We start from the raw sequence: 25547 nt of genomic DNA on the forward strand, positions 1-25547 counted from the left end.
GCCTCCGCACCCATGTGCCGGCGCCCTGCCGCCGGTTGGCTTTCAGGCATGACGATGACGACAGGTGCGCGGCAGGCCGAGGCGGTCACGCTGCGGTCGGTGCGACGCACGTACGGCACCGGTGGCGCGGCGGTGACCGCGCTGGACGGTGTGTCGGTGAGCTTCCGGTCCGGCAGCTTCACCGCGGTGATGGGCCCGTCCGGCTCCGGTAAGTCGACCCTCCTGCACTGCGCCGCCGGCCTGGACCGGCCGACTGAGGGCGCCGTGGCGGTGGGCGGGGTCGACCTCGGCGAGCTGTCCGAGCACCGGCTCACCACCCTGCGCCGCGACCTGGTCGGTTTCGTCTTCCAGGAGTTCAACCTCGTCTCGGCGCTCACCGCCGCCCAGAACGTGGCGCTGCCGCTGCGGCTGGCCGGCCGCCGGCCCGCGCCGGCCGACGTCGCGGCCGCGCTCGCCTCCGTGGGCCTGGCGGACCGGGGCCGGCACCGGCCGAGCGAGCTGTCCGGCGGCCAGCAACAGCGGGTGGCGATCGCCCGCGCCCTGGTCACCCGGCCGGCGGTGGTGTTCGCCGACGAGCCCACCGGCGCCCTCGACCTGCGCTCGTCGCGGCAGGTGCTGGGCCTGCTGCGGGACGCCGTGCACGCGCACGGGCAGACGGTCGTGATGGTCACCCACGACCCATTGGCGGCGGCGTACGCGGACCGCGTCCTGTTCCTGGCCGACGGTCACCTGGTGGACGAGCTGACCGCGCCCGGTTCGCCCGGCGACCCCGGCTTCGCCGCCGAGGTGGCCGCCCGCATGGCCCGGCTGGAGGCGTGATGCTGGCGTGGTCGACCGTCCGCGAGCGGTGGACGGCTTTCGTGGGCTCGTTCGTGGCCCTCTGTCTCGGTGTCGCCGTGCTGACCGCCTCGCTGGTGGTCTTCGTCTCCGCCCAACCGGCCGTGCCCGAGCGGCTGGCCGGCGCGGCGGTGGTCGTCCAGTCGCCGGCGGGCGGCCAGGACGCCGAGTCCTACGTCGAGTACGTGCCCTGGTCCGCCTCCCGGGCCGCGGAGCTGGCGGACGCGCTGGCGGCGGTGCCCGGGGTCGCCGCCGCCGTGCCGGACCGCTCGTTCTATGCGCAGCTGGTCCGCGACGGGCGGCCACTCGGCGACCCGGAGGCCGGCGATCCGCTCGGGCACGGCTGGTCGACGGCCGCGCTGGCCCCTTATCCGCTGGTGGCTGGTGCCGCGCCGACCGGGGCGGACGAGGTGGTCCTCGACGCCGGCTACGGGTTGACCGTCGGGTCCGGGGCGACCGTGCTGACCGCCACCGGACCGCGCTCGATGCGGGTGTCGGGCGTCGTCGACGGGCCCGGGATCTACGTGTCCGACGCGTCGGCGGTCGCGCTGGCGCCCGGCGTACGCGCGATCGGGCTGGTCCTGTCCCCCGACGCTGCTCCGTCGACCGTGGCCGCCGCCGCGCGGACCGTGGTTGGCGGGGCCGGCACCGTGGTGTCCGGCGACGCGCGCACCGCGCTGGAACCCGAGGCGGTCAGCCGGATCCGCTGGCTCGGCACCCAACTGCTGACCGTGATGGTGCTGCTGGCCGCGTTCGCGACCGTGTTCGTGATGGCGTCGACCGCGGCGCTCAACGCCTACCAGCGGCGGCGGGAGCTGGCCCTGTTGCGGGCGATCGGCGCGACCCCGCGGCAGACTCGCCGCCTGCTGCTCGGTGAGGCGCTCGTGGTCGGCGTCGTGTCGGCCGCGGTCGGCGCCGTGCTGGGCGTGCTCGCGGCGCCGGTGCTCGGCGACCTGCTGGTGCGGGCCGAGCTCGAGCCGGCCGGGTTCGCGCCGCGACCGTCGCTGCTCGGTGTCGGACCGGCCGTGCTCACCGGTGTCGTGGTGGCCGTCGCCGGGGCGTGGGCGGCGGCCCGCCGGGCGGCTCGGGTGCGGCCGCTGGAGGCGTTGCGCGAGGCCGCGATCGACCGGCGGGCGATGACCCTGCCGCGCTGGCTGTTCGGCGGCCTGTCCGGAGTCGTCGGCATGGCGCTCGCGGTGCTCACCCCGGCGGTCGACGACGGCTCGGCGATGACCACGGCGATCTTCTCCGCGCTGGCGCTGATCGTGGCCATCACGCTGCTCGCGCCGGTGGTCATCCCGCCGGTGCTGCGGGTGCTGACGGCCCCGCTGCGCCGGTCGGCCACGGGTGAGGTGGTGCGGGAGAGCGCCGGCGCGGCCGTGCGGCGGACCGCGGCGACGGCCGGGCCCATCCTGCTCACGGTCGGGTTCGCGATGTTGATCCTCGGCATGGTCAAGACGATGTCGCCGGCGCTCGGCGGGGAGGACGCGCGAGCGCTCTCGGTGGACGCGGTGGTCACGGCCGACGGGGCGCCGGGGCTGTCCGACGCGGCGGTGGCGGGACTGCCGGGGACTGTGCTGTCTGGACTGTCCACTCAGGTCTTCGCGGACGGGTCCGAGCCGCTGGACGCGCTCGGGGTCGTGCCCGGCGCGGTGCCGGTGCCGGGTGTGCGTGGTGACGCGGTCGTGGTCGCGGACCCGCGCTGGCGGGCCGGCGACGAGCTGCGGCTGACGTTCGCCGACGGCGAGTCCGTGTCGCTGCGGGTGGACGCGTCGGTCGCCCCGTCGGCGCTGCCGTCGCCGCTGTTGCTGCCACGGGACCTGGTGCGGGCGCACGACCCGTCGGCGCTGACCTCGACCGCGTACGTCCGGGGCGCTTCGCCGGCGGCCGTGCCACCTGGGCTGGGAGTGTTGGCCCAGGACCCGCTGGCGTACTCGTCGAACGACGACGAGGACCAGCTGGTGTGGCTGTTCGTGCTGGTGATGGTGGGGATGTCGGCCGGCTACACGAGCATCGCGGTGGCCAACACGCTGGTCATGGCCACCGGCGACCGCCGCCGCGACTTCCGCGTGCTGCGGCTGTCGGGCGCGACCGACCGCCAGATCCTGCGGATGGTCGGCACCGAGACCGGGCTGGTGGTGCTGTTCGGCACGGCCGTCGGCATGCTTGTCGCGTTGCCCGCGCTGGCCGGCATCCGGGCGGCGCTGGCCGGGCAGACCGGCGCCGACGTGCGGCTGATCGTGCCGTGGGCGGAGCTCGGTGTCGTGGTCGTCGTGTGCGCCGGCCTGGCCCTCGGCGCGGCCCTCCTGGCGACCCGCCGCGCACTGCACCGCGCGCAACCGCGATGATGTCCGTGGGTGACGGTGGTCTCGGCGGGGAGACCGCGGTCCCCGCCGGAGGTGCGTATGCAGCCGTACGTGCTGACCCTCGGCCCGACGATCCGGCGCGGCGAGATCCTTGGGCTGTGCGAGCGGTTGGCCGAGCTGGGCCGCCCGGTGCGGGTGGTGGTCTGCGTGCGCGCGGTGACGAACCCCGACATGCTGACCGTCGAGGCGCTCGCCCGGATCTGCCTGACGGCCCGCCGGCACGACTGCGAGGTGAGCGTGCGGGGTCTCGACGAACGGCTCTGCCAGCTCATCATCCTCACCGGCCTGGACTGCGTGGTCCCGCTGGACTGACCGAGCGTTAGGAAGGGACCCTTCCTATGCGGAAAGCGTTAGGAAGGGTCCGTTCCACACAACGGCTAGCCGCCGTTGGCGAGGTCGCGGCGGCGGAAGCCGGCGAAGCCGGCGGCGGTCAGCACCGCCGCCAGAGCGACCAGCCACACCAACGGCGTCGCGGTCACCTCACCGCCCGGCAGCTTGGGCAGGTGGGTGAAGGGCGACAGGTCGAGCGCCCACTGACTGAGCTGCAGGACCGCGCCCAGCTGGCCCAGCAGCAGGAAGAAGGCCAGCACCGCCCAGCCGAGGCTCGTCAGCCGCGGCAGCAGGCCGAACAGCACCACGACGACCGCGACCGTGAACCAGACGGCCGGGACCTGGGCGAGGCCCGCCCCGACGACGCGGCCGATCGAGCCGGCGCTCTCCCCCGATGCCGACACGTAGCCGGTGCCGATGAACAGCCCCGCCACGGCCAGCCCGAGCGCCGGACCGACGAACGCGAACAGCATGTGCCCGGCCGCCCAGCGCCTCCGACCGACCGCGGCCGCCAGCACCGGTTCGGCGCGCAGCGCGGTCTCCTCGGCCCGGGCCCGCAACGCGGCCTGCACGCCCTGCGCCGCCGCACCGATGCCGATGATGGCCATGCCGCTGCCGATCACCATGTCGCCGATGGTCGCGCCGCCGCCGAGCCGGGCGATCGCGTCGCCGAGCTCCGGGCTGTCCTGGATCGCGTCGACCGCGGCGTCGGCGGCCGAGCCGAGGAACAGGCCGAGGACCGCGTACCCGATGAGCCAGCCGAACAGCGTCGAACGCTGCAGCCGCCACGCGAGGCCGAGCGGCGAGCCGAGGGCGCGCGAGGCCCGCGCCGGTCCGGGCCGCGGCGCGATCAGACCGGCGTCGAGGTCACGAGCGGCATTCAGCCGGTACGCGACCGCGCCGAGCACCGCGATCACCGCCAGCACGACCGCCGCGATCCACCAGCGTTCGTCCGCGTACGGGCGCAGGCGCTGCAGGAAACCGATCGGCGATGCCCACGACAGGGGCGAGTCGAGGTCACCGCCGGCGTCGCCGACCATGCGGAGCAGCAGCGAGCCGATCAGGATCGCGCCGCTTATCCACCGGGCCGTGCGGGCGCTCTGGGTGAGCTGGGCGACCAGGCCGGCGATGGTGCCGAACAGCACGCAGGCCAGGAAGTACTGCAGGCCGAGGGCGACCGAGCCGGTGGCGTCGGCGCCGGCGGCCGCGGTGCCGGCCGCGGTGCCGGCCGCGGTGAGGACCCCGACGACGGTCGCGGCGAGCAGGCCGACCAGCATCGCGGCGGCGAGCCCGGCCTGGCGACCAACCACTGTGGAGCCGAGCAGCTCGCGGCGGCCCTGCTCCTCCTCGGCGCGGCTGTGCCGGATGACCACGAACGCACTGGCCAGGGCGACGATCAGCAGCACGATGCTCGACCGCCAGGCGGTGAGGCCGCCGAGGTTGGGTGCCCAGATCGGGCCGTACACCGCGGTCAATGACGGGCTCGACATCGACGCGGCGAACTTCTGCAGCTCGGCCGGGTCGGGATAGAGGTTGGCGAAGCTGCTCGCCACCAGCGCCGGGAAGAGCCCCAGCAGGATCGTCCACAGTGGCAGGACAACCCGGTCGCGGCGCAGCGCCAGCCGGAAGAGCTGCCAGGTGCCGGTCACGCTACAGCCTCTTCTTTTTTGTAGTGGCGGAGGAACAGCTCCTCCAGCGTCGGTGGCTGGCTGGTCAGCCCGCGCACGCCGACGGCGGTCAGCGCGCGCAGCACGGTGTCGAGCTCGGCGTTGTCGACCTGGAACCGCACGCGCTCGCCCTCGACCACCACGTCGTGCACGCCGGCCAGGGCGCCGATCCCGTTGGGCGAGCCGGCCAGTTCGGCATGAATGGACGTACGCGTCAAATGGCGCAGCTCGCTCAGCGTGCCGGACTCGACCGTGCGGCCGGCGCGGATGATGCTCACCCGGTCGCACAGCGCCTCGGCCTCGGCCAGGATGTGACTGGAGAGCAGCACCGTGCGCCCGGCGCCGCGCTCCTCGTTGACGCAGGTCTGGAACACCGACTCCATCAGCGGGTCGAGGCCGGAGGTGGGCTCGTCGAGCACCAGCAGCTCGGCGTCGGAGGCGAGGGCGGCGACCAGCGCCACCTTCTGCCGGTTGCCCTTCGAGTACGTGCGGCCCTTCTTACGCGGGTCGAGCTCGAAGCGCGCGATCAGCTCGTCGCGGCGCTTGGTGTCCAGACCGCCGCGGAGCCGGCCGAGCAGGTCGATGACCTCGCCGCCGGTCAGGTTGGGCCACAGCGTGACGTCGCCGGGCACATAGGCGAGGCGGCGGTGCAACGACACCGCGTCGCGCCAGGGGTCTCCCCCGAACAGGGTGACGGTGCCACCATCGGCCTTGAGTAGGCCGAGCAGCACGCGGATCGCGGTGGACTTGCCCGCCCCGTTCGGGCCGAGGAAGCCGTGCACCTCTCCGCGGCGCACCTCGAGGTCGAGACCGTCGAGGGCGCGGGTCCGGCCGAAGCTCTTGACGAGCCCCTTGACCGAAATGACGTTCTCCATATTTTGGAAGCTACACTTGCTTCACAAAGTTGTGAAGTTTGTTTCGCGTCAAGAGCGCGTCAAGATAGATCTTTGATCAGAGGAGGTGCGCGACATGGCTGGAGAACGCGACGAGGCCGCCCTACGGCAGTACGTCGAGGACATGGCCCGGCTCTACGCCGACTGGGGCTTCCCCCGGATGGCGGCCCGCGTGCTCATGCAGCTGATGGCCTCCGACACCGGATATCTCACCGCCAAGGAGCTCAGTGACAGCCTGGAGATCAGCCCGGCCGCGGTCTCCCAGTCGGTGCGCTATCTGCAGCACCTGGGGCTGGTCGAGCGCTCGGCGGTCCCTGGCTCCCGGCGCGATCGCTACGGCCTGCCCGACGACGCCTGGTACATGGGCTCGATCATCAAGGGCAACCTCTTCTCGGCGATCGCGAAGCTGTCCGAGAACGGCACGGCGGCAGCGGGCGGTCGCGCGACACCGGCCGGCGACCGGATCGCGGGGATGGGCGACTTCTACAGCTTCATCCAGAGCGAGCTCGGCTCCCTGCTGGAGCGCTATCTGAAGCACCGCGAGGCGATCAGGCAGGAGATGCGCGAGGACTAGGCGCGGTCCGAGGATTGGACGGGTGATCGGCCGAGTCCAGCCGGCGCCCGGGCATTCGCCGCGGTGTCCAGGCGCGATCTGCGCCAGACCTCAGGTGTTCCGGCGCTACGCCCGGCAGACGCCTGGGTCAACTCATGGTGTTGGTCGCCACTCGGCCGTCCGGCGGAGCGGCGGGACCGTCGCCGGATAGCACCGACTCAGACATCGGGTAGGCCGTTGTAGAGGGCCTGTGCGCGCATCTGGTGGTCGAAGAATGGGCCCGGCTCGTCAACCGTGTTGTTGAGCTGGCCGAAAAGTTCGAAGCTGACGAAGCCGAACAGCTGGAGCCAGGTGCCCAAGGCCCGGGCCAGCGCGGGCAGCGGGACGCTCGGCGCCATCACCTCGCCGATGCGAGCCATGTCTTCCGTCAGCGTCATCGGCAACACCTCGGCTCGGTGCAGCAGGCCGAGGTGGGCGGCGTCCTCGAAGACGCCGCAGAAGACCCGGACCGCGCGGGTGGCCGCGGCGACCGTGTCCGTCGGGGCGGCGTAGCCCGGCACCGGGCTTCCGTAGATCAGGGCGTACTCGTGCGGGTTGGCCCGTGCCCAGTCCCGGACCGCGTGGCAGACGGCGAGGAAGCGGCCGATCAGGTGCCGGCGGTCCTCGGCGGCCTCGGCCGCCTCGACCGACGCGCCCAGCGCGTTGTAGGCGTCCAGGATCAGCGCGGTGAGCAGCTCGTCGCGGCTCGGGAAGTAGCGGTAGATCGCCGACGAGACCACGCCGAGGTCACGCGCCACCGCCCGCAGCGAGAGATTGGCGCCGTCGGTGGCCAGGTGCCGCCGGGCGATCGTCTTGATCTCGTCGGTCATCTCCGCCCGCAGCCGGGCGCGCATCGAGGTCGCCTTCACGAGAACAGTGTCGCATACCGAGAGCACTGCTCTTGACAGAGCGCACCACTTCCGCGACTATTGCTCTTGTCAGAGAGCAGTGCTCTCCCAACACCTCAGCTGGAGGAAGCCATGCACGTCATCGTCGGCGCCGGAGCTGTCGGCAGCGGCATCGCCCGCCAACTCGCCGAAGCGGGCGAGCAGGTGCGCCTGATCACCCGCAGCGGCAGCGGCCCGGTCGACCCGCGGATCGAGCGGGTCGCCGCCAACGCGAGCGACGCCGCCGCCCTGACCCGCCTGAGCCGGGACGCGGTCGCGATCTACAACTGCGCCAACCCGCCCTACCACACGTGGCCCACCGACTGGCCGCCGATGGCGGAGGCGCTGCTCGCGGCGGCAGAGGCCAGCGGAGCGCCGCTGGCGATCACCGGAAACCTCTACGTCTACGGCCCGGTGAACCGGCCGATGACCGAGGACATGCCGCTGGCGACCCCGACGGTCAAAGGCCGGGTCCGCATCAAGATGTGGGAGGACGCGGTCGCGGCCTACCGCTCGGGCCGGATCAGCGGTGTCACGGAGGTGCGGGGTTCCGACTACATCAGCCCGCGCTACTCGGTCATCGAGCTGGCGATGCCGGGCCTGCGGGCCGGCAAAACGATCTGGCTGCCGGGCCCGCTCGACAACCCGCACACCTTCACCTACACGGGCGACATGGCCGCGGCGCTGATCGCGCTGGCCCGTGACCCGCGCGCCTGGGGCCAGGCCTGGCACGTGCCGTCCCCGGCGCCGATGACGCTGCGCCAGGTGGTCACGAAGCTGGCCGAGGTGGGCGGCTTTCCGCTTCCGCGGCTACGCAGCTACCCGAAGACCGCCATCCGGGCCGCCGGCCTGTTCGACCGCCGGACGCGGGAGTTCGTCGAGATGAGCTACCAGTGGGACCGCCCGTTCGTCCTCGACAGCACCCGGACGGAGGCCACCTTCGGCCTGTCGGCCACCAACGTCGACGACGCCATCCGCGCCTCCATGCCAGAGCCCGACCCGATCGCCGCATGACCGCGACCCCCGGCCTTTCCGAACGGCGGCAAGGACGTCCGGCCGAGCCGGAAGGAACCGGCCGCCGGTTGAGGGACACAAGCGCGAACCCCAGCCACTTGCGAAACGGCCGCAAGGACGTCGGGCCAAGCCCGAAGGGGACCGGCCGGCGGGGTGAGGGACACAAGCACGAACCCGAGCCACTTCCCAAACGGGCGCAAGGACGTCGGGCCAAGCCCGAAGGGGACCGGCCGGCGGGGTGAGGGACACAAGCACGAACCCGAGCCACTTCCCAAACGGCCGCAAGGACGTCGGGCCAAGCCCGAAGGGGACCGGCCGCCGGCCGAGAGACACAAGCACCAACCCCAGCCACCTCCGAAACGGCCACAAAGACCTCCAGCCGAGCCGAAAAGAACCGGCCGCCGGCCGAGAGACACAAGCACCAACCCCAGCCACCTCCGAAACGGCCACAAAGACCTCCAGCCGAGCCGAAAAGAACCGGCCGCCGGCCGAGAGACACAAGCACCAACCCCAGCCACCTCCGAAACGGCCACAAAGACCTCCAGCCGAGCCGAAAAGAACCGGCCGCCGGCCGAGAGACACAAGCACCAACCCCAGCCACCTCCGAAACGGCCACAAAGACCTCCAGCCGAGCCGAAAAGAACCGGCCGCCGGTCCAGAGACACAAGCACCAACCCCAGCCACCTCCGAAACGGCCACAAAGACCTCCAGCCGAGCCGAAAAGAACCGGCCGCCGGTCCAGAGACACAAGCACCAACCCCAGCCACCTCCGAAACGGCCACAAAGACCTCCAGCCGAGCCGAAAAGAACCGGCCGCCAGCCGAGAGACACAAGCACCAACCCCAGCCACCTCCGAAACGGCCACAAAGACCTCCGGCCGAGCCGGAAGAGATCGGCTGCAAAGTGAGGGACACGAGCGCGAGACCCGGAAGGCCATCGACGTCGCCGAGCGCGACGCGGCCGATGCCTGCGTAGGGAAGCGGGATGGCCGGTCCCGGTCAGGTCCAGGGCCAGCCATCCAGAGCGGTTGCCGCCGACGGAAGGTGACGCGTCATCAATTGGCGAGTCGGGCCGGGCGGTCGGTGATCGGTCGGACGTTCGGAACATCGTCGGCCGGGACGTCTGCGGCAGGGTCGGTCGTTGCGGCAGTGGGGGCCGTGCGGCGGCGGTGGTAGGCGTAGGTCGCGAGAAGGAGCGTGACGCTCCACAGTGGCCACAGCGCCATCGGGAGGAAGGCGAGGTCGCCGCTGGTGATGTCGCGGAGGACGTTCGGGTCCGAGAGGAAGCTGGCGCTGGCGGCGGCTACCGCTACCGCGACCATCGTGGCGGGGATGGTGGCCAGGCGGATCGGGACCCGGCGGCCGGCCAGACCGATCATCCAGCGCGGGAAGCGTTCGCCCCACGGGCGCACGAGGCCGATGGTGAGCCAGGCGCCGACCAGCGCGAAACCGCCCAATCCCGTGGCGATGAGCGCGAAGTCGCCGTCCGCGATCATCTCCTTGTCGCTGCCGAACAGGTGGGCGAGCGCCCAGCCCAGGCGGCTCGCGGCGTACGCGGCGGGGGCCGCGGCCGCGGCGTAGGTGACGGCCGTGCCCCAGCGGACCGGGCCGTCCCGGTGCGCCGACGAGGTGGTGCGGCGCTGCCACACCAGCAGCGACCAGGCCAGGAGCACGCCCGTGCCGATCGCCGCCACCTCGTTGGCGGTGGTCCAGTTGAAGATGACGCCGTAGTCCAGGTCCGGAGGCCAGCCGAACGGGGCGCCGATCAGGAGGGCCGGGGTGTAGCCGGCGATCGCCAGCACGTGGGCGCCGGGCACCAGGACGACCAGCGCCGCCGCGACCGTCCAGCCCAGGCCGAGCAGGATCGCCCGCACCCCGCGCGGTGGGTGGACCGCCTGCCGGCCCGCCGTCGCCAGCGCCAGGACGCCGGCCCCGAGCAGCGCCACCGCGAAGACCGCCGCGCCGATGTCGACCGGGACCGCGCGCAGCGGATGCAGATCGTCCGACGGGTTGTTGGCGCCGAAGGGATACCCGGAGCCGGTCACCGTCCAGACCAAGGCGACCGCGCCGTACGCCAGGGCGCACGCGGCGGCCAGATAGCCGACCTTGCCAGCAGAGTTCGTCATGCCCTTCACGGTCGTCCGGACCGAGCCCCGCGGACTCCCCGCGCGGGGTGGACCACCTCCCCCACGTGGGGGAACGCTCAGCCGGTGGGGCTGACGAAGCCTGACTCGTACGCCAGGATGACGGCCTGGACCCGGTCCCGGGCGCCGAGCTTCGCGAGCACGTTGCCCACGTGGGTCTTGACCGTCTCCGCGCCCACCACCAGCCGCTCGGCAATCTCCGCATTGGACAGTCCCGTGGCCATCAAGCGCAAAACCTCCGCCTCGCGGGCGGTGAGCCGCTCCAGGCCCCCGGAGGTGCGGCCGCCCCGACCGGCCACCAGCCGCCGGATCGCCGCCGGGAACAGCAGCGAGTCGCCCCGGGCGACCAGCCGGATCGCGTCGACCACCTCGGCCGGCCGGGCCCGTTTCAGCAGGAAGCCGCTCGCCCCGGCGCGCAGCGCGTCGTAGACGTAGTCGTCGTTCTCGAACGTCGTCACCACGATCACCCGGGGCGGCGCGGCCGCCGTGGAGACCAGGTGCCGGGTCGCCTGGATGCCGTCGACGTCGGGCATCCGCACGTCCATCAGCACCACGTCGGGCCGGTGCCGGGCCACCAGCGGCGGCACCTCGGCGCCGTCGGACGCCTCGGCGACCACGGTCAGGTCGGGTTCGGCGTCGATGACCGTACGCAGACCGACCCGCACCAAGGCGTCGTCGTCGACGATCAGCACCCGCAGCGTCATGATCCTCCAATCGGCAGCCGCACCGCCACCGTGAACCGCCCGTCAGCGGTGCCCACCGTCATCCGCCCGCCCAGCACGTCGACCCGCTCCCGCATCCCGGCGAGCCCACGCCCGGAGGGGTCAGGCGCGCCGGAGCGGGTCACCGGGTTGGCGACGTCGATCCGCAACGACCGGTCGGCCACCGCGATGTGCACCGTCACCGGCACCGGTCCCGCGTGCCGCACCGCGTTGGTCAGCGCTTCCTGCACGATCCGGTAGCCCTCCCGGGACACGGCCGCCGGCACTGTCGCGAGTGGACCGTCGCGGGTGAGCGAGACGCGCAGCCCGGCTCCGGTCACGTCGGCGACGATCCGGTCGACGTCGGCGAGCGTACGCTGCGGCGGCGCCGGCCGGCGATCGGCGTGCTCGGCCGCGCGCAGCAGGCCCAGCACGTGGTCGAGGTCCTCCATCGCGGCCCGGCCGGTCTCCTCGATCGCCACCAGCGCCTGCCGGACGAACTCCGGGTCGTGCGACGCGCGCTGCGCGGCCGCGGCCTGCAACGTGGTGACCGTGAGCGCGTGCCCGACCGAGTCGTGCAGCTCGCGGGCCAGCCGGGCGCGTTCGACGAGCCGGTCCGCCCGGGCCTCCAGCGACGCGATCCGCGCGGCCGGCGACGGCCCCAGCAGCACCGGCGCGACGACGGCGGCGAGCGAGCCGAGCCCGGCCACCGCGTAGACCAGCACCACCAGCAGCACCACCCCGACGGCGGTCATCGCGGCCGGCGACGAGCCGGCGAGCGGCAGCCCGTCGATGCGACCGCCGAACGGCTGAGTCACGTAGGCCAGCGCCATCGGCAGGGCCGTGAACAGCGCGACCCCGACCACGCCGCCGAACGCCAGATGGGCGCCGAACCAGAGCGCCCCGCGCAGCGTCGTCTCCCGGTCACCGCCGCCCGGCGCCGGCTCGGGCAGGTCGACGCCGAGCAGCACGCGGGCCGCGACGATCTCGACGGCGCGCGTGCCGCCGAGGAACGCCGGGGTCACCGCGATGACCGCGCCGATCAGCAACAGCACCCAGACGGCGACCTGGGGCAGCGTGTCGTCGGTGAGCATGGTGGCGAAGACGACGCCGAGCAGCACGTAAGGCAGGAGTAGGACGCCACCGAGCAGCAGGTGGACGCCGCGCCGGTAGGTCGAGGCCCGGACCAGCGGCGCCAGGAGGCGGGTCACGCACAAGATTGTCCCGACCTCCGCAACCCCGCCGCCACCGCTGCTCTGCAGCCATATACGCAACACCCCAGCCGCGAGGTGTTGCGTATATGGCTGCAGAGCAAGGGGGCAAGGGCAAAGAGCGCTCAGCCAAGGATCGACTGCGCTTCGTCGATCGGGATCGCGAAGCCGATGCCGATCGAGCCGCCGCCCTGCGAGGTCGAGGCGTTGGCCACGTTGATCGCGATGACCTGCCCGGCCGCGTCGACCAACGGGCCGCCCGAGTTGCCCGAGTTGATCGGCGCGTCGGTCTGGATCAGGCCGAAGAGGTTGAGGTCCTGGGCATCCCGGTCGAGCGCCGAGACGATGCCGGAGGTGACGGTGCCGGAGAGGCCGAGCGGGCTGCCGAAGGCGAGCACCGTGTCGCCGACCTGCACGTTGTCGCTGTCGCCGAGCGTCGCGGGCGTCAGGCCGGAGGCGTCGGAGACCTGGATCAGCGCCAGGTCGTGACCCGGGTCGGTACGCAGGATCTGGGCGGGCAGCGTACGGCCGTCGGACAGCTGCACGGTCGCCCCGCCGGTGGCCTGCGCGACCACGTGGTTGTTGGTCAGGATCCGGCCCTGGTCGTCGACGATCACGCCGGAGCCTTCGACGGTCCCGCCCGGCACCTGCACCATGATCGTGACGACGCTGGGTGACGTGCGGGCGGCGACCGAGGCGAGCGTCGCCGACTGGGTGGACACGGTGGTCGCGTCGGTCGCGGCGGCCGTGCTGGCGACGGCGGCGGGCCGGTCGGTCTGGGCGCCGATCACGCCGCCGGCCACCCCACCTCCGAGCACGAGCACGAGCGCGCCGGCGGCGATGGCGACCCGCCGCCCGCCGCGCCGCGGGCCGCCGGAGGGGGACGGAGACGGGGACGGGCCACTGGGGACCCACGGCGGCACCGGACCGCCAGGACCGTTGGGGCCGCCAGCGGGCGGCCAGGGAGACGACGGGGTTTCGGTGCGGCTCAGCAAATCGGTCATGCGTCCACCGTGCGTCGCATATCTAGCCCGGACCTGAGGCTGGCCTGCGACTTTCCTGAACGCCCGGGCGAGCGACAGAGCTTGAGAATTAGGTGAGCCTAACTTAAGTTGTCGGTACGCATCCCCGAGGAGGCACAACATGCGGCCGACGGCGGCAGAGGTGGCGCGCACGCTGGCGAGCGGCCGTCTGGAAGGCACGGCCCACGTCCGCGGCTATCCCGGCCGGGTGAAGGTCCGGCACGCCACGCCGGCGGACGGCCACCCGCTCCTGCTCGTCTCGCAGGGCACCGAGCAAGCGACCGCGCTGACCACCGGCCCGATGGTGCTCAGCGTCGACGACATCCCGCCCGTGCCGTGCGCGCCGAGCCGCGGCCGGCTCTGGCTGACCGGCGAAGCCCACCGGCTCGACAAGGGCGAGGCCCGCACCGCCGCCGACGCGTACGCCCAGGTCAGTCCGCTCGGTGATCTGCTCGACGTCGGTCGCGGCCCGGAGCTGCTCCGCATCGTCCCGACCGAGGTCCGGCTGGCCAACGGCCGCCGCCTGGTCGAGGTCGACCCGGCCGACTTCCTGGCCGCCGCGCCCGACCCGCTCGCCACCGACGAGGGCCGCCTGCTGCACGACCTCAACGACCACCACCTGAGCCAGCTCGTCGACCTGGTCGAACGGGTCAGCGGCCGGGCCGCGCCGGCGGAGTGCCGGGCGCTGCGCCTCGACCGCTACGGACTGACGGTCGGCTCCAACGGCGGCGCCGGTCCCCGGCTGCGGCTCGGCTTCGAGCGCCCGGTCGCCTCCGTCTGCGAGCTGACCCACCTGATCCACGCGCTGCTGGCCGGCGGCGAGGTGGCCGCACGCCAGGGCCCGTCCTAGCGAGGCGGATCGTGCGCCCGGCGCGGAGATCACCCACAATGTGCTGATGGCGGGCGAGCGGACTGCGTGGCGGCGCAACCTCGTCGGCTCCCTGGCGGTCGTCGCCGGCGTCCTCGCCCTCTCGCTCGGTGTGCCCGCGATCGACGACGCCCTGCCCAACGCCACCGTCTCCAGCACGGAGCCGCTCGAGTTCGCCACCGACGCCAGCGTGGTGCCGCCGCCCGACGCCACGGTGGTCGCCGAGCAGACCTCCCCTGACCAGGGCGTGGTCACGATGGCGGTCGACGGCGTGCGCTACCGGTTGACGGCCGAGAGCTTCCCGGGCACGCTGCAGCAGCTCGCCGACCGGATCCGCGCCGAGGTGCGCAACATCGCCGGCATCCAGGCCGTCTCCGACGACCAGTCGGTCACCTCCGACAGCGGCATCCCGGGCCTGCAGGCCACCTTCGTCGCCGAGAACCGCACCGGTTGGTACACGGTCTATCTCCGCGCCGGCACCGCCGTCACCGCGGTCGTCGACGGCAACGACGCGGGCGTCACCGAACACCGCGAAGAACTGGAGACGAGCGTACGCACGGTCACCATCGAGGTGACGGCATGAGCATTCAAGCGGCCAGCCCACCACCGACCCCTGGCACCCGGCGGGTCTTCCCGTCCTGGGCCGCCGCGGCCCGCTGGCCGGCGGTCTGGTTCTTCGTCGCGCTGAGCATCGCCGGCGTCGTCATCCTCGGCATCTCGTTCGGCCCGGCGATCGCCGGGGCGCCGGCCGCGTTCGTGCTCGCGGTGATCCTTTTCGCGATACACGGCGCCGTGTTCGTGACGATCATCCGGGCGGTCGACTGGCTCGAGCCGGAGCCCCGCTGGCTGTTCGCGGCCGCGATGATCTGGGGCGGCTTCGTGGCCAGCGCCAACGCCTTGCGGGCCAACACCGCGCTCGAGTCGATCCTGGTCAAGGTGACGTCGCTGGGCTTCGTGCGCGACTGGGCCGCGGCGATCGAGGGGCCGACCGACGAGGAGATCCTCAAGACGCTCGGCATCGTGATGATCGTGCTGCTGGCCCGCCGGCAGATCAACAGCGTGCTCGACGGCGTGGTCTACGGCGCCTTCGTTGGCCTGGGTTTCCAGGAGATCGAGAACATCACCTACAGCCTCAACGCGGTCGCCGCCGCGGGCACCGACAGCCTCGGCCCGGTGCTGCAGACGTTCGTGGTGCGCGGGCTGCTGGCCGGGCTGTGGAGCCACACCGTCTACAGCGCGATCGCGGGCGCGGGTGTCGCGTACGCCGTGTTGCATCGGGAACGCTCCTGGTTCAACCGCATCGGTGTCGCGCTCGGCGCCCTCGCCCTGGCGTGGCTGATGCATTTCCTGTGGAACTCGCCGGCCGCCGCAAGCTTGACCGACAACGCCGGGACGTACGGCATCCTGCTGGTCCTCTTCATCAAGGGCCTGCTGATCCTCGGCACGTTCCTGATCCTGTTGCACTTCTTCCGCAAGGACGAGTACGAGGGCATCGCCGGCCCGCTGGAGAGCATGCGCAACCCCTGGATCGCCAGCCACAACGAGATCGCCGCGTTGCGGGGCTGGCGCAGCCGGGGCCGGGCCCGGTGGAACGCCTACGTCTACGGCGGGATGCGGGCCTACAGCCGGGTCCGGCGGCTCCAGCGCGCCCAGGCCGACCTCGCCGTCGACATGCGGGACAACGGCGAGGCGGGGTACGCCGCCCGCCTGCCCGAGCTGCAACGCGCCCGCTACGGCGTCCACCAGCTCGGGATCACCGACGCCGACGCGCTGCACCCGACCACCATCGCCGGCTGGATCTCGTTCGTCCTCGCCTTCGCCGTGCTGATCAACCCGATCTTCCTGGTCCTCCCGCTCGGCTTCCTCGTATTCGGCGTCGCCCGGGCCCGCTCCACCCGGCAACGGGCCGACCCGCGCCTGCGTACCGCCGCGATCCTGGCCCTGATCTTTGCCCTGGCCTACGTGGTGAGCGTGATCGCGCGGGCCGCCACGCTCGTGTGACCGGTCGTAGGCTTCTGGTCGTGGGCACGGAAGACCTGCTCAGAGAGCTGGCGCCGCAGGTGCTGGGCGCGCTGGTGCGCCGCTACGGCCATTTCGACACGGCCGAGGACGCGGTGCAGGAGGGGCTGCTCGCGGCGGCCACCCAATGGCCGGCCGACGGCGTGCCCGACGACCCGCGGGCCTGGCTGATCCGGGTCGCCTCGCGGCGGCTGATCGACCAGCTGCGCAGCGACGAGTCGCGCCGGCTCCGCGAGGAGAACGAGTTCGTCCGGGACCCGGCGGCCACCCGGGTCGCCCCGCCGGCCGACGAGCGGGAGAGCGGCGACGACTCGCTCGTGCTGCTGTTCCTCTGCTGCCACCCCGCGATCGCGGTGCCCGCCCAGGTGGCGCTCACGCTGCGGGCGGTCGGCGGCCTGACCACCGGCGAGATCGCCAGCGCGTTCCTGGTGCCCGAGCCGACCATGGGCCAGCGGATCAGCCGGGCCAAGCAGAAGATCAAGTCGTCGGGTGTCGGCTTCGAGATGCCGCCGCCCGAGTCCCGCGGGGCCCGCCTCGACGCCGTGCTCCAGGTGCTCTATTTGATCTTCAACGAGGGCTACACGAGCTCGTCCGGGCCGCGGTTGGCCCGCGTCGAACTGTCGGCCGAGGCCATCCGGCTCGCCCGCATGCTGCACCGGCTGCTGCCCGACGACGGCGAGGCGGCCGGCCTGCTGGCGCTGATGCTGCTCACCGACGCCCGCCGGCCGGCCCGCACGGGCGCCGACGGCGAGCTCATCCCGCTCGACGAGCAGGACCGGTCGCGCTGGGACCAGGCCGCGATCGCCGAGGGCGTCGCCCTGGTGTCCGGCGCGCTGGCCCGCACGCGGCCCGGCGCCTACCAGCTCCAGGCCGCGATCGCCGCCGTGCACGACGAGGCACCGACCGCCGCCGACACCGACTGGGCCCAGGTGCTGGCCCTCTACGAGCTGCTGGAGAAGGTCTCCGACAGCCCGATGGTGACGCTCAACAAGGCCGTGGCGGTGGCCATGGTGCAGGGGCCGCGGGCCGGGCTCGACCTGCTGGCCACGCTCGACGGCGACGACCGTGTGGCCCGCCACCACCGGCTCGCCGCGGTCCGCGCCCACCTGCTCGAACTGGCCGGCGACGCGCCGGGCGCCGCGGCCGCCTACCAGGTCGCCGCCGACCGGACGCTCAGCGAGCCCGAGCAGCGCTACCTGCGCTCGCGCGCCCACCGGCTGGCGGCCACGACGCCATGACCGGCTGGATCCTGCACGTCGACATGGACCAGTTCGTGGCCGCCGTGGAGATCCTGCGCCGGCCGGAGCTGCGCGGCCGGCCGGTGGTGGTCGGCGGCGCGGGCGACCCGACGGCCCGGCGGCAGGTGGTGTCGACGGCGTCGTACGAGGCCCGCGCCTTCGGTGTCCACTCCGGAATGCCGCTGCGCCGGGCCGCCCAGCTCTGCCCCGAGGCGGTCTTCCTGCCGACCGACCCGGCCGCCTACAGCGAGGCCTCGCAGCGGGTGATGGCCGTGCTGCGCCGGTTCCCGGTCGACGTCGAGGTCTGGGGCTGGGACGAGGCGTTCGCCGGCGGCGACATCACCGATCCGCAGGCGCTGGCCGCCGAGATGAAGGCGGCGGTGTTCGCGGAGACCGGGCTGTCCTGTGCGATCGGCATCGGCGAGAACAAGCAGCAGGCGAAGATCGCGGCCCGGTTCGCCAAGCCCGGCGGGATCCACACGCTCACGACCGCGACCTGGATGGCCGTGATGGGCGAGCGGCCGGCGGCCGACCTGTGGGGCATCGGCCCCAAGACGGCCCGCAAGCTCGACGAGCTCGGCCTGCACACGGTCGCCCAGCTGGCCGCCACGCCCGTGGACGCGCTGGTCGAGCGGTTCGGCCCGCGCCAGGCGGCCTGGCTGCCGGTGGCGGCCGCCGGCGGCGGTGACACGGCGATCAGCACGGAGCCGTGGGTGGCCCGCTCGCGGAGCAAGGAGAACACGTACGCCGAGGACCTGTCGGAGCTGGCCGAGATCTCCCGCGAGGTCGGTGCGATGGCCCGCGCGCTGACGGCCGAGGTGGTCGCCGACGGGCGCGAGATCACCCACGTGGCGGTGAAGGTGCGCTACGTCAGCTTCTTCACGCCGACCCGGGAGATGAAGCTGCGGGCCGGGCCGACCACCGACCCCGAAGTGGTCGAGCAGGCGGCCGTGAGCCTGCTGACCAAGTTCGAATGGCGGCGGCCCGTACGCCTGCTCGGGGTGCGGGTGAACCTGGCGATGCCTACGGAGTGACCACCTCGGCGAGGCGGTCGACCTGGTCGAGCGTGGCCACCGTCGGGTCGAGGTAGAGCTCGGTGACGCCCGCGGCCGCGAAGCCGTCGACGGCCTCGCGGATCGCCTCGGGCGTGCGCAGGGCGTTGGCCGCGACCCACTCGGCGTTGTCGCCCATGAAGCCGTAGTAGTCGCGCAGGTACGCCCGCGAGGGCTCCTCGGCGTCAGCGCCCAGCGAGTAGTAGGCCAGAGCCGTGATCCGGGGCTCGCCCGGCCGGCCCGCCTCCTGCCAGGCGCCGCGCACCCGGGCCGCGTACTCGGCCGCCTGGGCCGGCGGGGCCCCGCCGATCGCGCCGCCCGCGCCCCACCTCACCAGGCGGCGGAACGCGGCGTCGCTGCCGCCGCCGATGATCACCGGGATCGCGCCCCCGTTGACCGGGGCCGGCGCGTGGGCCGGGTCGCCCGACCAGATGCGGTGGATGCGGTCGAGCGTGCGGTCGAACTCGCGGCCGCGCCGGGAGAAAGGGCGCTCGACCGCCTCGAAGTCGTCCTCCCGGTTGCCCGGGGCCAGGCCCAGCGTCAGGCGACCGCCGGAGACCTGGTCGACGGTGGCCGCGGTCTTGGCCAGCAGCGCCGCCGGATAGAGCGAGCCCAGCAGGATGTTGGTGTAGAGCCCGATCCGCTCGGTCACGGCCGCCGCTGCCGCCAGCGCGGTCAGCGAGTCGTGGTTGGGATAGGCGACCCGGTCGATCGTGGCCAGCCCCGCGAAGCCCTTCTCCTCCGCCCGCCGCGCCCACGCGACGAGGGTGGCGCCGGGTGTGCCCGGCACGGTGTTGGGCAGTCCAATGCCGATCTTCACCCGGCGCTCCCCTTTCCGGTCAGGCGATCTGGTAGGTGGGCCGGATCGTCGCGCGGGCCAGCGTGTGGAACGTCAGGTTGAAGCCGACGACCGCGGGCGAGACATCCGGGGTGACGTCGAGCTGCTCGACGTCGACCGCGTGCACGGTGAACAGGTAGCGGTGCGGGTAGTCGCCCTTCGGCGGCGCCGCACCGCCGTATTCCTTGGTGCCGTAGTCGTTGCGCACCGCGAACGCGCCGGCCGGCGGCTGCGCGCCCTGGGCCAGCGAGGTCACCGAGACCGGCACGTTGACCAGCACCCAGTGCCAGAAGCCGCTGTGCGTCGGCGCGTCCGGGTCGTAGCAGGTGACCACGAAGCTATTGGTCTCGGCCGGGAAGCCGGACCACGACAGCTGCGGCGACTTCCCGCCACCGCCCACGCTGGGGTCGGCGAAGGTGTCGGCCATCTGCTCGCCGTCGGTCACGTCCTCGCTGGTCAGCGTGAACGAGGGGACGGACGGCAGGTGGTCGTAGGTGTCCGGCGGAGCGTTTCGTTCGAGACTCATGGGTTCATCCTTTCTCAGCGCTTCGGCCAGTGCCACGGCGGCTCGTCGAGCCGGTTCTGCCCGACGACCTGGGTTTCCCCGTGCTCCTTCGTCAACTCCACCGTCTGCAGGTCGGTGTCGTCGGCGTGGGTGTCCAGGGCGGACGCGAGCGCCCGCGAATGGGTGACCAGGACGATCTGCATCCGCTGCGCCGCGCCGGCGATCAACGCCGCGAGCGGGCGGATCAGGTCGGGGTGCAGGCTGTTCTCCGGCTCGTTGAGCACGAGCAGCTCCGGCGGCCGGGGCGTGAGCAGCGCCGCCACCCAGGCCAGGTAGCGCAGCGTGCCGTCGGAGAGCTCCGCGGCGTCCAGCGGGCGGAGCATGCCGGGCTGGGTCAGCGTCAGCGCGAACCGGCCCGCGTGCGCGTCGATGCCCAGCTGGCTGCCCGGGAAGGCCAGGTCGACGGCGGCTTCGAGGGCAGCGCCGTCGCCGATCTCCCGGATCGTCTCCAGCGCCGGCGCGAGGTCGGCGCCGTCGTGGCCGAGCACGGGCGTGCGGGTGCCGACCTGCGCCGCCCGCATCGGGGCGTCCGCGTCGGTGCGCACCTGGTCGTAGAAGCGCCAGGACCGGATCCGCTCGCGCAACAGCATCAGGTCGGGCGCCAGCTCCGGGTCGACGAACTCGGCGAGCATGCTGTCGTACGGGCGCAGCTTGAGCCTGGTCGCCTGCCACGAGCCGGCCGGGCCGCGTACGCCGACCGCCGAATTGGTCCGCTCGGTCAGCCGGGTGCTCGGCCGCAGCACCGGGCCCGCCCACGTGCACTCGCTCTTGATCTCCGGGTCGAGCCCGAACAGTGTCGGCCCGGCCACCTGCGGCAGCCCGAGGTCGATCGCGTAGCCGAACTCGTCGCCGGCGAAGCCCAGCCGCAGCGCGACCCGCTTCGTGCGCACGGTGCCCTGCACGGGCTGGCGGCCCACCGTCTCGGGGCCGGCCCACAGGGTCGACGGCAGCCCGCCCTCGCGGGCCAGGGCGGCGACCGCGCCGTTGCGGGACGCGGCCGCCAGCAGCCGCAGCGACCGGTAGAGGCTCGACTTGCCGCTGCCGTTGGCCCCGGTCACCACGTTGAGCCGGCGCAGCGGCAGGATCAGCCGGCGCAGCGATCGGTAGTTCTCCACCGCGAGCGTGACCAGCACCCGATCACGCTAGCTCAACAGCCGGGCCACCGAGCGCAGCGAGATCGGCAACCAGCTGGGGCGGAACCGTGCTTCGTACGCCGCCTCGTAGATGGCCTTGTCGAGCTCGAAGGCACCGAGCAGCTCCGGCCGCGACCGTGGGTCCTCGCCCGCCACGCTCGCGTAGCCGTCGAGGAAGCTCTCCCGGTTGAGGTCGGCCCACTCGCGCGCCCGGTAGACCACCTGGGCGTCGTCGGGCTGGTCGACGATCAGGTGGTGCGGCGCATATTCGAAGGAGCGCAGCATGCCGGCCACGTCGCGCAGCGGCGAGTCGGGCCGGCGGCGCTCGTCGATCGGCTGGCCCGGCTCGCCCTCGAAGTCGATCAGCAGCCAGTGCTTGGGCGTCCGCAACACCTGGCCCAGGTGGAGGTCACCGTGCACCCGGTGGACGGTCATCCGCGCGCCGCCGACCGACCGGAACGCCTCGGTCGCTCTGTCCACATAGGGCTCCAGGGCGGGCACCGTGGCGACGGCCTGGGCGAGGCGGTTCAGCATCCGGTCGACCGGGAAGTCGACCGTCTCGGTGCCCAGCTCCTGGGCCAGCGTGCGGTGCACCACCGCGACCGCCTCGCCGAGCCGGTAGGACTCGCCGGAGAAGTCGCCGCCGACCTCGTCGGCCGCCAGGTCCGCCTCGGCGAACAGGTCGCGCACGCTGGTGGTGGCCATCGCCCAGCCTTCGGCCGAGTTCTCCGCATAGGCGGTCAGCATGGCCAGCGAGACGGGCTCGCCGCGCTCGTCGGTGCTCTCCACGGCGCCGAGCAGCTGCGCCACGTTGGGGCAGCCGGCCCGGGCGAGCACCCGGTTGAGCTCGACGTCGGGGTTGACGCCCGCCACCACCCGGCGGAACACCTTGAGGATGGCCGAGCGGTCGTAGACGACGCTGGTGTTGCTCTGCTCGGTGTCGGCGACCCGGGCCGGCGCTTCGAGCGGGAGCTTGGCCTCCGGTTCGCGCCGGAACAGCAGCCGGCCGACCACCGCGTCCTGGTCGATGAACTCCAGCAGGGCCCGGGCGGCCGGCTCGTCGTAGAGCGCGTCGAAGCCGGAGCGGTCGGCCTCGTGGTCGACGCCGATCGTGGCCGCGCCGGTGAACTCGGGGCGCGGCTCGACGTCCCAGGAGACGTAGACCTGGTAGCGCTCGGTGCCGCCGTCGTCGTAGGTGACGTCGAGCAGCATGTGGTCGAGCGACTCGCGGAGGGCGGTGACCGCGACGGGCGTGACACTGTGGAGGGTCCGGCCGCGTCCGGCGTACCACCGCTGATGCGGCAGCCAGTCGGCGAACGGCAAAGTCATGACTCCTCCATGTTCTGTTCGGCAGCCCGGGCTGGGTCGTCCTCATCGGACGGTGGGGTGAGCTGGAACCAGTAGAACCCGTGCCCGGGAAGGGTCAGCAGGTAGGGTAGCTGCCCGATGCGCGGGAACAGCACGCGTCCGGTCAACTCGATCGGCGAATAGCCCGACCACGCCTGCAGGTTGAGCTCGATGGGTTGGGGGAAACGGGACAGGTTGTTGACGCAGAGCACCACGTCGTCCTCGTGGTGTCGCAGGTAGGCCAGGACCGCCGGGTTGGAGCCGCCGAGCTCCTGGAAGGTGCCGACGGCGAACGAGTCGTGGCGCCGCCGCACCGACAGCATCAGTCGCGTCCAGTTGAGCAACGATGTCGAGCTGTCGCGTTGTGCCTCGACATTCACTGATTGGTAACCGTAGATCGGATCCTGGTTGACGGGCAAGTAGATCCGGCCCGGGGTCGAGGTGGAGAAGCCGGCGTTGCGGTCGGGGGTCCACTGCATCGGCGTACGCACGCCGTCGCGGTCACCGAGCCAGATGTTGTCGCCCATGCCGATCTCGTCGCCGTAGTAGAGCACCGGCGAGCCGGGCAGCGAGAGCAGCAGCGCGGTGAACAGCTCGAGCTGGTTGCGGTCGTTCTCCAGCAAGGGCGCCAGCCGGCGGCGGATGCCGATGTTGGCCTTCATCCGCGGGTCCTTGGCGTACTCGGTGTACATGTAGTCGCGCTCTTCGTCGGTGACCATCTCGAGCGTGAGCTCGTCGTGGTTGCGCAGGAAGATGCCCCACTGGCAGTTGGCCGGGATGGCCGGCGTGTTGGCCAGGATCTCGGAGATCGGGAAGCGCGACTCGCGGCGGACGGCCATGAAGATGCGCGGCATCAGCGGGAAGTGGAACGCCATGTGGCACTCGTCGCCGCCGGACTCGGTGTCGCCGAAGTAGGCCACCACGTCGGCGGGCCACTGGTTGGCCTCGGCCAGCAGCACCCGGCCGGGGAACTCGTCGTCGATCACCTTGCGGCAGTGCCGCAGGAAGGCGTGCGTCTCCGGGAGGTTCTCGCAGTTGGTGCCCTCCGCCTCGAACAGGTAGGGCACGGCGTCCAGCCGGAAGCCGTCGATGCCCAGGTCGAGCCAGAACCGCAGCACGTCGAGCATCGCGTTCTGCACGGCCGGGTTGGCGTAGTTGAGGTCGGGCTGGTGCGAGAAGAACCGGTGCCAGTAGAACTGCCTCCGCACCGGGTCGAAGGTCCAGTTGGACTCCTCGGTGTCGACGAAGATGATCCGCGCGTCCTGGTAGCGGTCGTCGCTGTCGCTCCAGACATAGAAGTCGCCGTACGGGCCGTCGGGGTCCCGCCGCGACTCCTGGAACCAGGGGTGCTGGTCCGAGGTGTGGTTCATGACCAGGTCGGTGATCACCCGGATGCCGCGCTTGTGTGCCGCGTCGAGCAGGGCCACGAAGTCGTCGACGGTGCCGAACTCCGGCAGCACCTTGTAGAAGTCGCGGATGTCGTAGCCGCCGTCGCGCAGCGGAGAGTCGTAGAACGGCGGTAACCAGATGCAGTCGATGCCCAGCCAGGCCAGGTAGTCGAGTTGGTCGATCAGTCCACGGAGATCGCCGGAGCCGTCACTGTCGGAGTCGGCGAACGCCCGCACCAGAACCTCGTAGAACACCGCACGCTGGAACCAGGTCGCGTCGACCGGGACGTTTCGGGCGTGGTGGAAGTCGTCTGAGGTCGGGTGCTCGACAATGCCGCGCTCGACGTGACTGCCCTCGGCTGGATCCGGTGGCTGCACCGAAAGCGTTCCAGCCGTCACGTCAGTCATGGTGTCCACGCTAATGCCGAATTCGCTTCGCCACAGGGTGACGGGGCGGGTGGGGCAGGATCAGCGCAGCTGTTCGGGCACGACCGCGGGCCGGCCGCTGACCAGGGCCTTGCGCTCCCGCAACAGCTTGCGGGTGGCGTAACGGTGGTTGCGGTCACGGGCCGAGCGGGCCGCCTCGCCGAGCGTGATCGCCGCCCAGAAGGCGGTGGCGGCGGCCCGGCCGTGCCGCATCGCGTGGAGCCGGACCCGGTTGGCCATCATGATGCCCCACAGGGCGGGCACGTTGCGGGCGTCGCCGCCGTTGTGCACCGCCTCGGCGTCGGGCACGAACGCCAGCCGGAAGCCGTGGTCGGCGGCCCGCAGGGCGAACTCCGTCTCCTCGCTGTAGAGGAAGAAGGACTCGTCCCAGGGCCCCGTGGCGGTCAGGCAGGCGCGGCTGAACATGGTGACGGCGCCGGTGGCCCAGTCGGCCCGGGTGCCCCGCGCGTAGCCGGCCGGGTCGGCGATGAGCTCGCCCCGGCCGAGCCGGCTGGCCCGGTTGCCGCCCAGAACCGCCTCGGCGACCGCCCGGCCGACCGTGGGCCGGCGGCGCAGCGAGGTCTTGTAGGCCCCGTCGCGGCCGATCAGCCGGGGCACCGCGATGCCCACGCCCGGCTCGGCCAGCGCGGCCAGCAGGCGGGCGGCGCACCCCGGCCGCAGCCGGGTGGTCGGGCTGAGCACGAGCACGGCGTCGGCCGCGGGGTCGGCGGCGACGACCGCGTTGGCCGCCGCGGCGAAGCCCCGGTTGCTGTCGAGCTGGATCAGGGTCGCGTCGGGCGCCAGATCCTTGGCGACCGTCAGCGTGTCGTCGAAGGAGCCGCTGTCGACGACGACGAGCCGCCAGTCGTCGACGCCGGCCAGGCCGGCCGGCAGCGCGGCCAGCAGCGGCGGCAGGTTGGCCGCGCTGCGGTAGGTGAGCACCCCCACCGTCAGTCGCATCGCCGCCCCCTCGCTCATCTGCTCCTGAGAAGGCTGAGGCTAGCGGAGCC

Annotated in this window: 23 protein-coding genes; 10 read left to right on the forward strand and 13 right to left on the reverse strand. The window is 72.6% G+C overall.

Annotation, left to right across the window (positions count from 1 at the left end; translation table 11 throughout):
- Positions 1 to 48 precede the first annotated feature (48 nt).
- From O7635_RS06270 to O7635_RS06280, 3 genes are read left to right on the forward strand one after another with little or no spacing between them, the layout of a single operon-like run.
- Positions 49 to 819 carry an ABC transporter ATP-binding protein gene (locus O7635_RS06270; RefSeq protein WP_278079466.1) on the forward strand — a complete coding sequence of 257 codons (771 nt, stop codon included), beginning with the start codon at positions 49 to 51 and terminating at the stop codon, positions 817 to 819.
- Positions 819 to 3185 (forward strand): FtsX-like permease family protein, encoded by a 2367-nt coding sequence (locus O7635_RS06275; protein ID WP_278079467.1) that lies wholly within the window; start codon positions 819 to 821, stop codon positions 3183 to 3185. The genes O7635_RS06270 and O7635_RS06275 overlap by 1 nt, the downstream gene beginning before the upstream one ends.
- A 57-nt stretch (positions 3186 to 3242) precedes the next feature.
- A complete protein-coding gene (locus tag O7635_RS06280) occupies positions 3243 to 3515 on the forward strand; it encodes an STAS domain-containing protein (protein ID WP_278079468.1) in 273 nt (90 codons plus the stop codon).
- A gap of 65 nt (positions 3516 to 3580) precedes the next feature.
- Here O7635_RS06280 and O7635_RS06285 read toward each other — a convergent pair whose 3' ends face one another.
- Positions 3581 to 5182: an ABC transporter permease gene (locus O7635_RS06285; protein ID WP_278079469.1), complete on the reverse strand. Its 1602-nt coding sequence runs from the start codon at positions 5180 to 5182 to the stop codon at positions 3581 to 3583.
- Complete coding sequence (locus O7635_RS06290) at positions 5179 to 6075, reverse strand: ABC transporter ATP-binding protein (protein ID WP_278079470.1); 897 nt, start codon at positions 6073 to 6075, stop codon at positions 5179 to 5181. The genes O7635_RS06285 and O7635_RS06290 overlap by 4 nt, the downstream gene beginning before the upstream one ends.
- 94 nt (positions 6076 to 6169) lie before the next feature.
- Here O7635_RS06290 and O7635_RS06295 point away from each other — a divergent pair, with 94 nt between their 5' ends.
- On the forward strand, positions 6170 to 6667 hold the full coding sequence (locus O7635_RS06295) for a MarR family transcriptional regulator (RefSeq protein WP_278079471.1): 498 nt from the start codon (positions 6170 to 6172) through the stop codon (positions 6665 to 6667).
- A 197-nt stretch (positions 6668 to 6864) separates the two neighbouring features.
- Here the strand turns inward: O7635_RS06295 and O7635_RS06300 are convergent, their stop codons facing one another.
- The gene (locus O7635_RS06300; RefSeq protein WP_278079472.1) at positions 6865 to 7554 is read right to left on the reverse strand and encodes a TetR/AcrR family transcriptional regulator; all 690 of its coding nucleotides are present in this window, start codon (positions 7552 to 7554) and stop codon (positions 6865 to 6867) included.
- Between the two features lie 111 nt (positions 7555 to 7665).
- Between O7635_RS06300 and O7635_RS06305 the strand changes: the two genes are divergently transcribed.
- Entirely contained in the window at positions 7666 to 8586 is a 921-nt protein-coding gene (locus tag O7635_RS06305; RefSeq protein WP_278079473.1) for an NAD-dependent epimerase/dehydratase family protein, read from the forward strand.
- 1054 nt (positions 8587 to 9640) lie between these two features.
- Here O7635_RS06305 and O7635_RS06310 read toward each other — a convergent pair.
- The 4 genes from O7635_RS06310 to O7635_RS06325 form a co-directional block, all read right to left on the reverse strand.
- Positions 9641 to 10711 carry a hypothetical protein gene (locus O7635_RS06310; protein WP_278079474.1) on the reverse strand — a complete coding sequence of 357 codons (1071 nt, stop codon included), beginning with the start codon at positions 10709 to 10711 and terminating at the stop codon, positions 9641 to 9643.
- Between the two features lie 77 nt (positions 10712 to 10788).
- Complete coding sequence (locus O7635_RS06315) at positions 10789 to 11433, reverse strand: response regulator transcription factor (RefSeq protein WP_278079475.1); 645 nt, start codon at positions 11431 to 11433, stop codon at positions 10789 to 10791.
- On the reverse strand, positions 11430 to 12641 hold the full coding sequence (locus O7635_RS06320) for a histidine kinase (protein WP_278079476.1): 1212 nt from the start codon (positions 12639 to 12641) through the stop codon (positions 11430 to 11432). The genes O7635_RS06315 and O7635_RS06320 overlap by 4 nt, the downstream gene beginning before the upstream one ends.
- A gap of 125 nt (positions 12642 to 12766) precedes the next feature.
- The gene (locus O7635_RS06325) at positions 12767 to 13645 is read right to left on the reverse strand and encodes a trypsin-like peptidase domain-containing protein (protein WP_278079477.1); all 879 of its coding nucleotides are present in this window, start codon (positions 13643 to 13645) and stop codon (positions 12767 to 12769) included.
- Positions 13646 to 13784: 139 nt separating this feature from the next.
- On the opposite strand from O7635_RS06325, the gene O7635_RS06330 reads away from it, so the two are divergent.
- Genes O7635_RS06330 through O7635_RS06350 form a run of 5 tightly spaced genes read left to right on the forward strand, consistent with a single transcriptional unit; the run spans position 13785 to position 18822 of the window.
- Positions 13785 to 14513 (forward strand): DUF2470 domain-containing protein, encoded by a 729-nt coding sequence (locus O7635_RS06330; RefSeq protein ID WP_278079478.1) that lies wholly within the window; start codon positions 13785 to 13787, stop codon positions 14511 to 14513.
- 46 nt (positions 14514 to 14559) lie between these two features.
- Positions 14560 to 15114 carry a hypothetical protein gene (locus tag O7635_RS06335; protein WP_278079479.1) on the forward strand — a complete coding sequence of 185 codons (555 nt, stop codon included), beginning with the start codon at positions 14560 to 14562 and terminating at the stop codon, positions 15112 to 15114.
- Entirely contained in the window at positions 15111 to 16532 is a 1422-nt protein-coding gene (locus O7635_RS06340; RefSeq protein WP_278079480.1) for a PrsW family intramembrane metalloprotease, read from the forward strand. Before O7635_RS06335 ends, O7635_RS06340 begins: the two co-directional genes overlap by 4 nt.
- A gap of 14 nt (positions 16533 to 16546) precedes the next feature.
- On the forward strand, positions 16547 to 17788 hold the full coding sequence (locus tag O7635_RS06345) for a sigma-70 family RNA polymerase sigma factor (protein ID WP_278085380.1): 1242 nt from the start codon (positions 16547 to 16549) through the stop codon (positions 17786 to 17788).
- Entirely contained in the window at positions 17785 to 18822 is a 1038-nt protein-coding gene (locus O7635_RS06350; protein WP_278079481.1) for a DNA polymerase IV, read from the forward strand. The genes O7635_RS06345 and O7635_RS06350 overlap by 4 nt, the downstream gene beginning before the upstream one ends.
- Here O7635_RS06350 and O7635_RS06355 read toward each other — a convergent pair.
- The 6 genes from O7635_RS06355 to O7635_RS06380 are packed head-to-tail and all read right to left on the reverse strand — an operon-like array spanning position 18812 to position 25497.
- Entirely contained in the window at positions 18812 to 19660 is an 849-nt protein-coding gene (locus O7635_RS06355) for an LLM class flavin-dependent oxidoreductase (RefSeq protein WP_278079482.1), read from the reverse strand. The genes O7635_RS06350 and O7635_RS06355 overlap by 11 nt on opposite strands.
- A gap of 19 nt (positions 19661 to 19679) precedes the next feature.
- Complete coding sequence (locus O7635_RS06360; RefSeq protein WP_278079483.1) at positions 19680 to 20204, reverse strand: YbhB/YbcL family Raf kinase inhibitor-like protein; 525 nt, start codon at positions 20202 to 20204, stop codon at positions 19680 to 19682.
- 14 nt (positions 20205 to 20218) lie between these two features.
- Positions 20219 to 21376, reverse strand: a complete 1158-nt coding sequence (locus tag O7635_RS06365; protein WP_278079484.1) for an AAA family ATPase — start codon at positions 21374 to 21376, stop codon at positions 20219 to 20221.
- Positions 21377 to 21385: 9 nt separating this feature from the next.
- Entirely contained in the window at positions 21386 to 22705 is a 1320-nt protein-coding gene (locus O7635_RS06370) for a maltokinase (RefSeq protein WP_278079485.1), read from the reverse strand.
- Positions 22702 to 24519, reverse strand: coding sequence for a maltose alpha-D-glucosyltransferase (treS, locus tag O7635_RS06375; protein WP_278079486.1), 1818 nt, complete (start codon positions 24517 to 24519; stop codon positions 22702 to 22704). Before treS ends, O7635_RS06370 begins: the two co-directional genes overlap by 4 nt.
- A 60-nt stretch (positions 24520 to 24579) precedes the next feature.
- Complete coding sequence (locus O7635_RS06380) at positions 24580 to 25497, reverse strand: glycosyltransferase (protein ID WP_278079487.1); 918 nt, start codon at positions 25495 to 25497, stop codon at positions 24580 to 24582.
- Positions 25498 to 25547 lie beyond the last annotated feature (50 nt).

Origin of the sequence: Asanoa sp. WMMD1127 (assembly GCF_029626225.1) — a bacterium.
GTDB lineage: Bacteria > Actinomycetota > Actinomycetes > Mycobacteriales > Micromonosporaceae > Asanoa.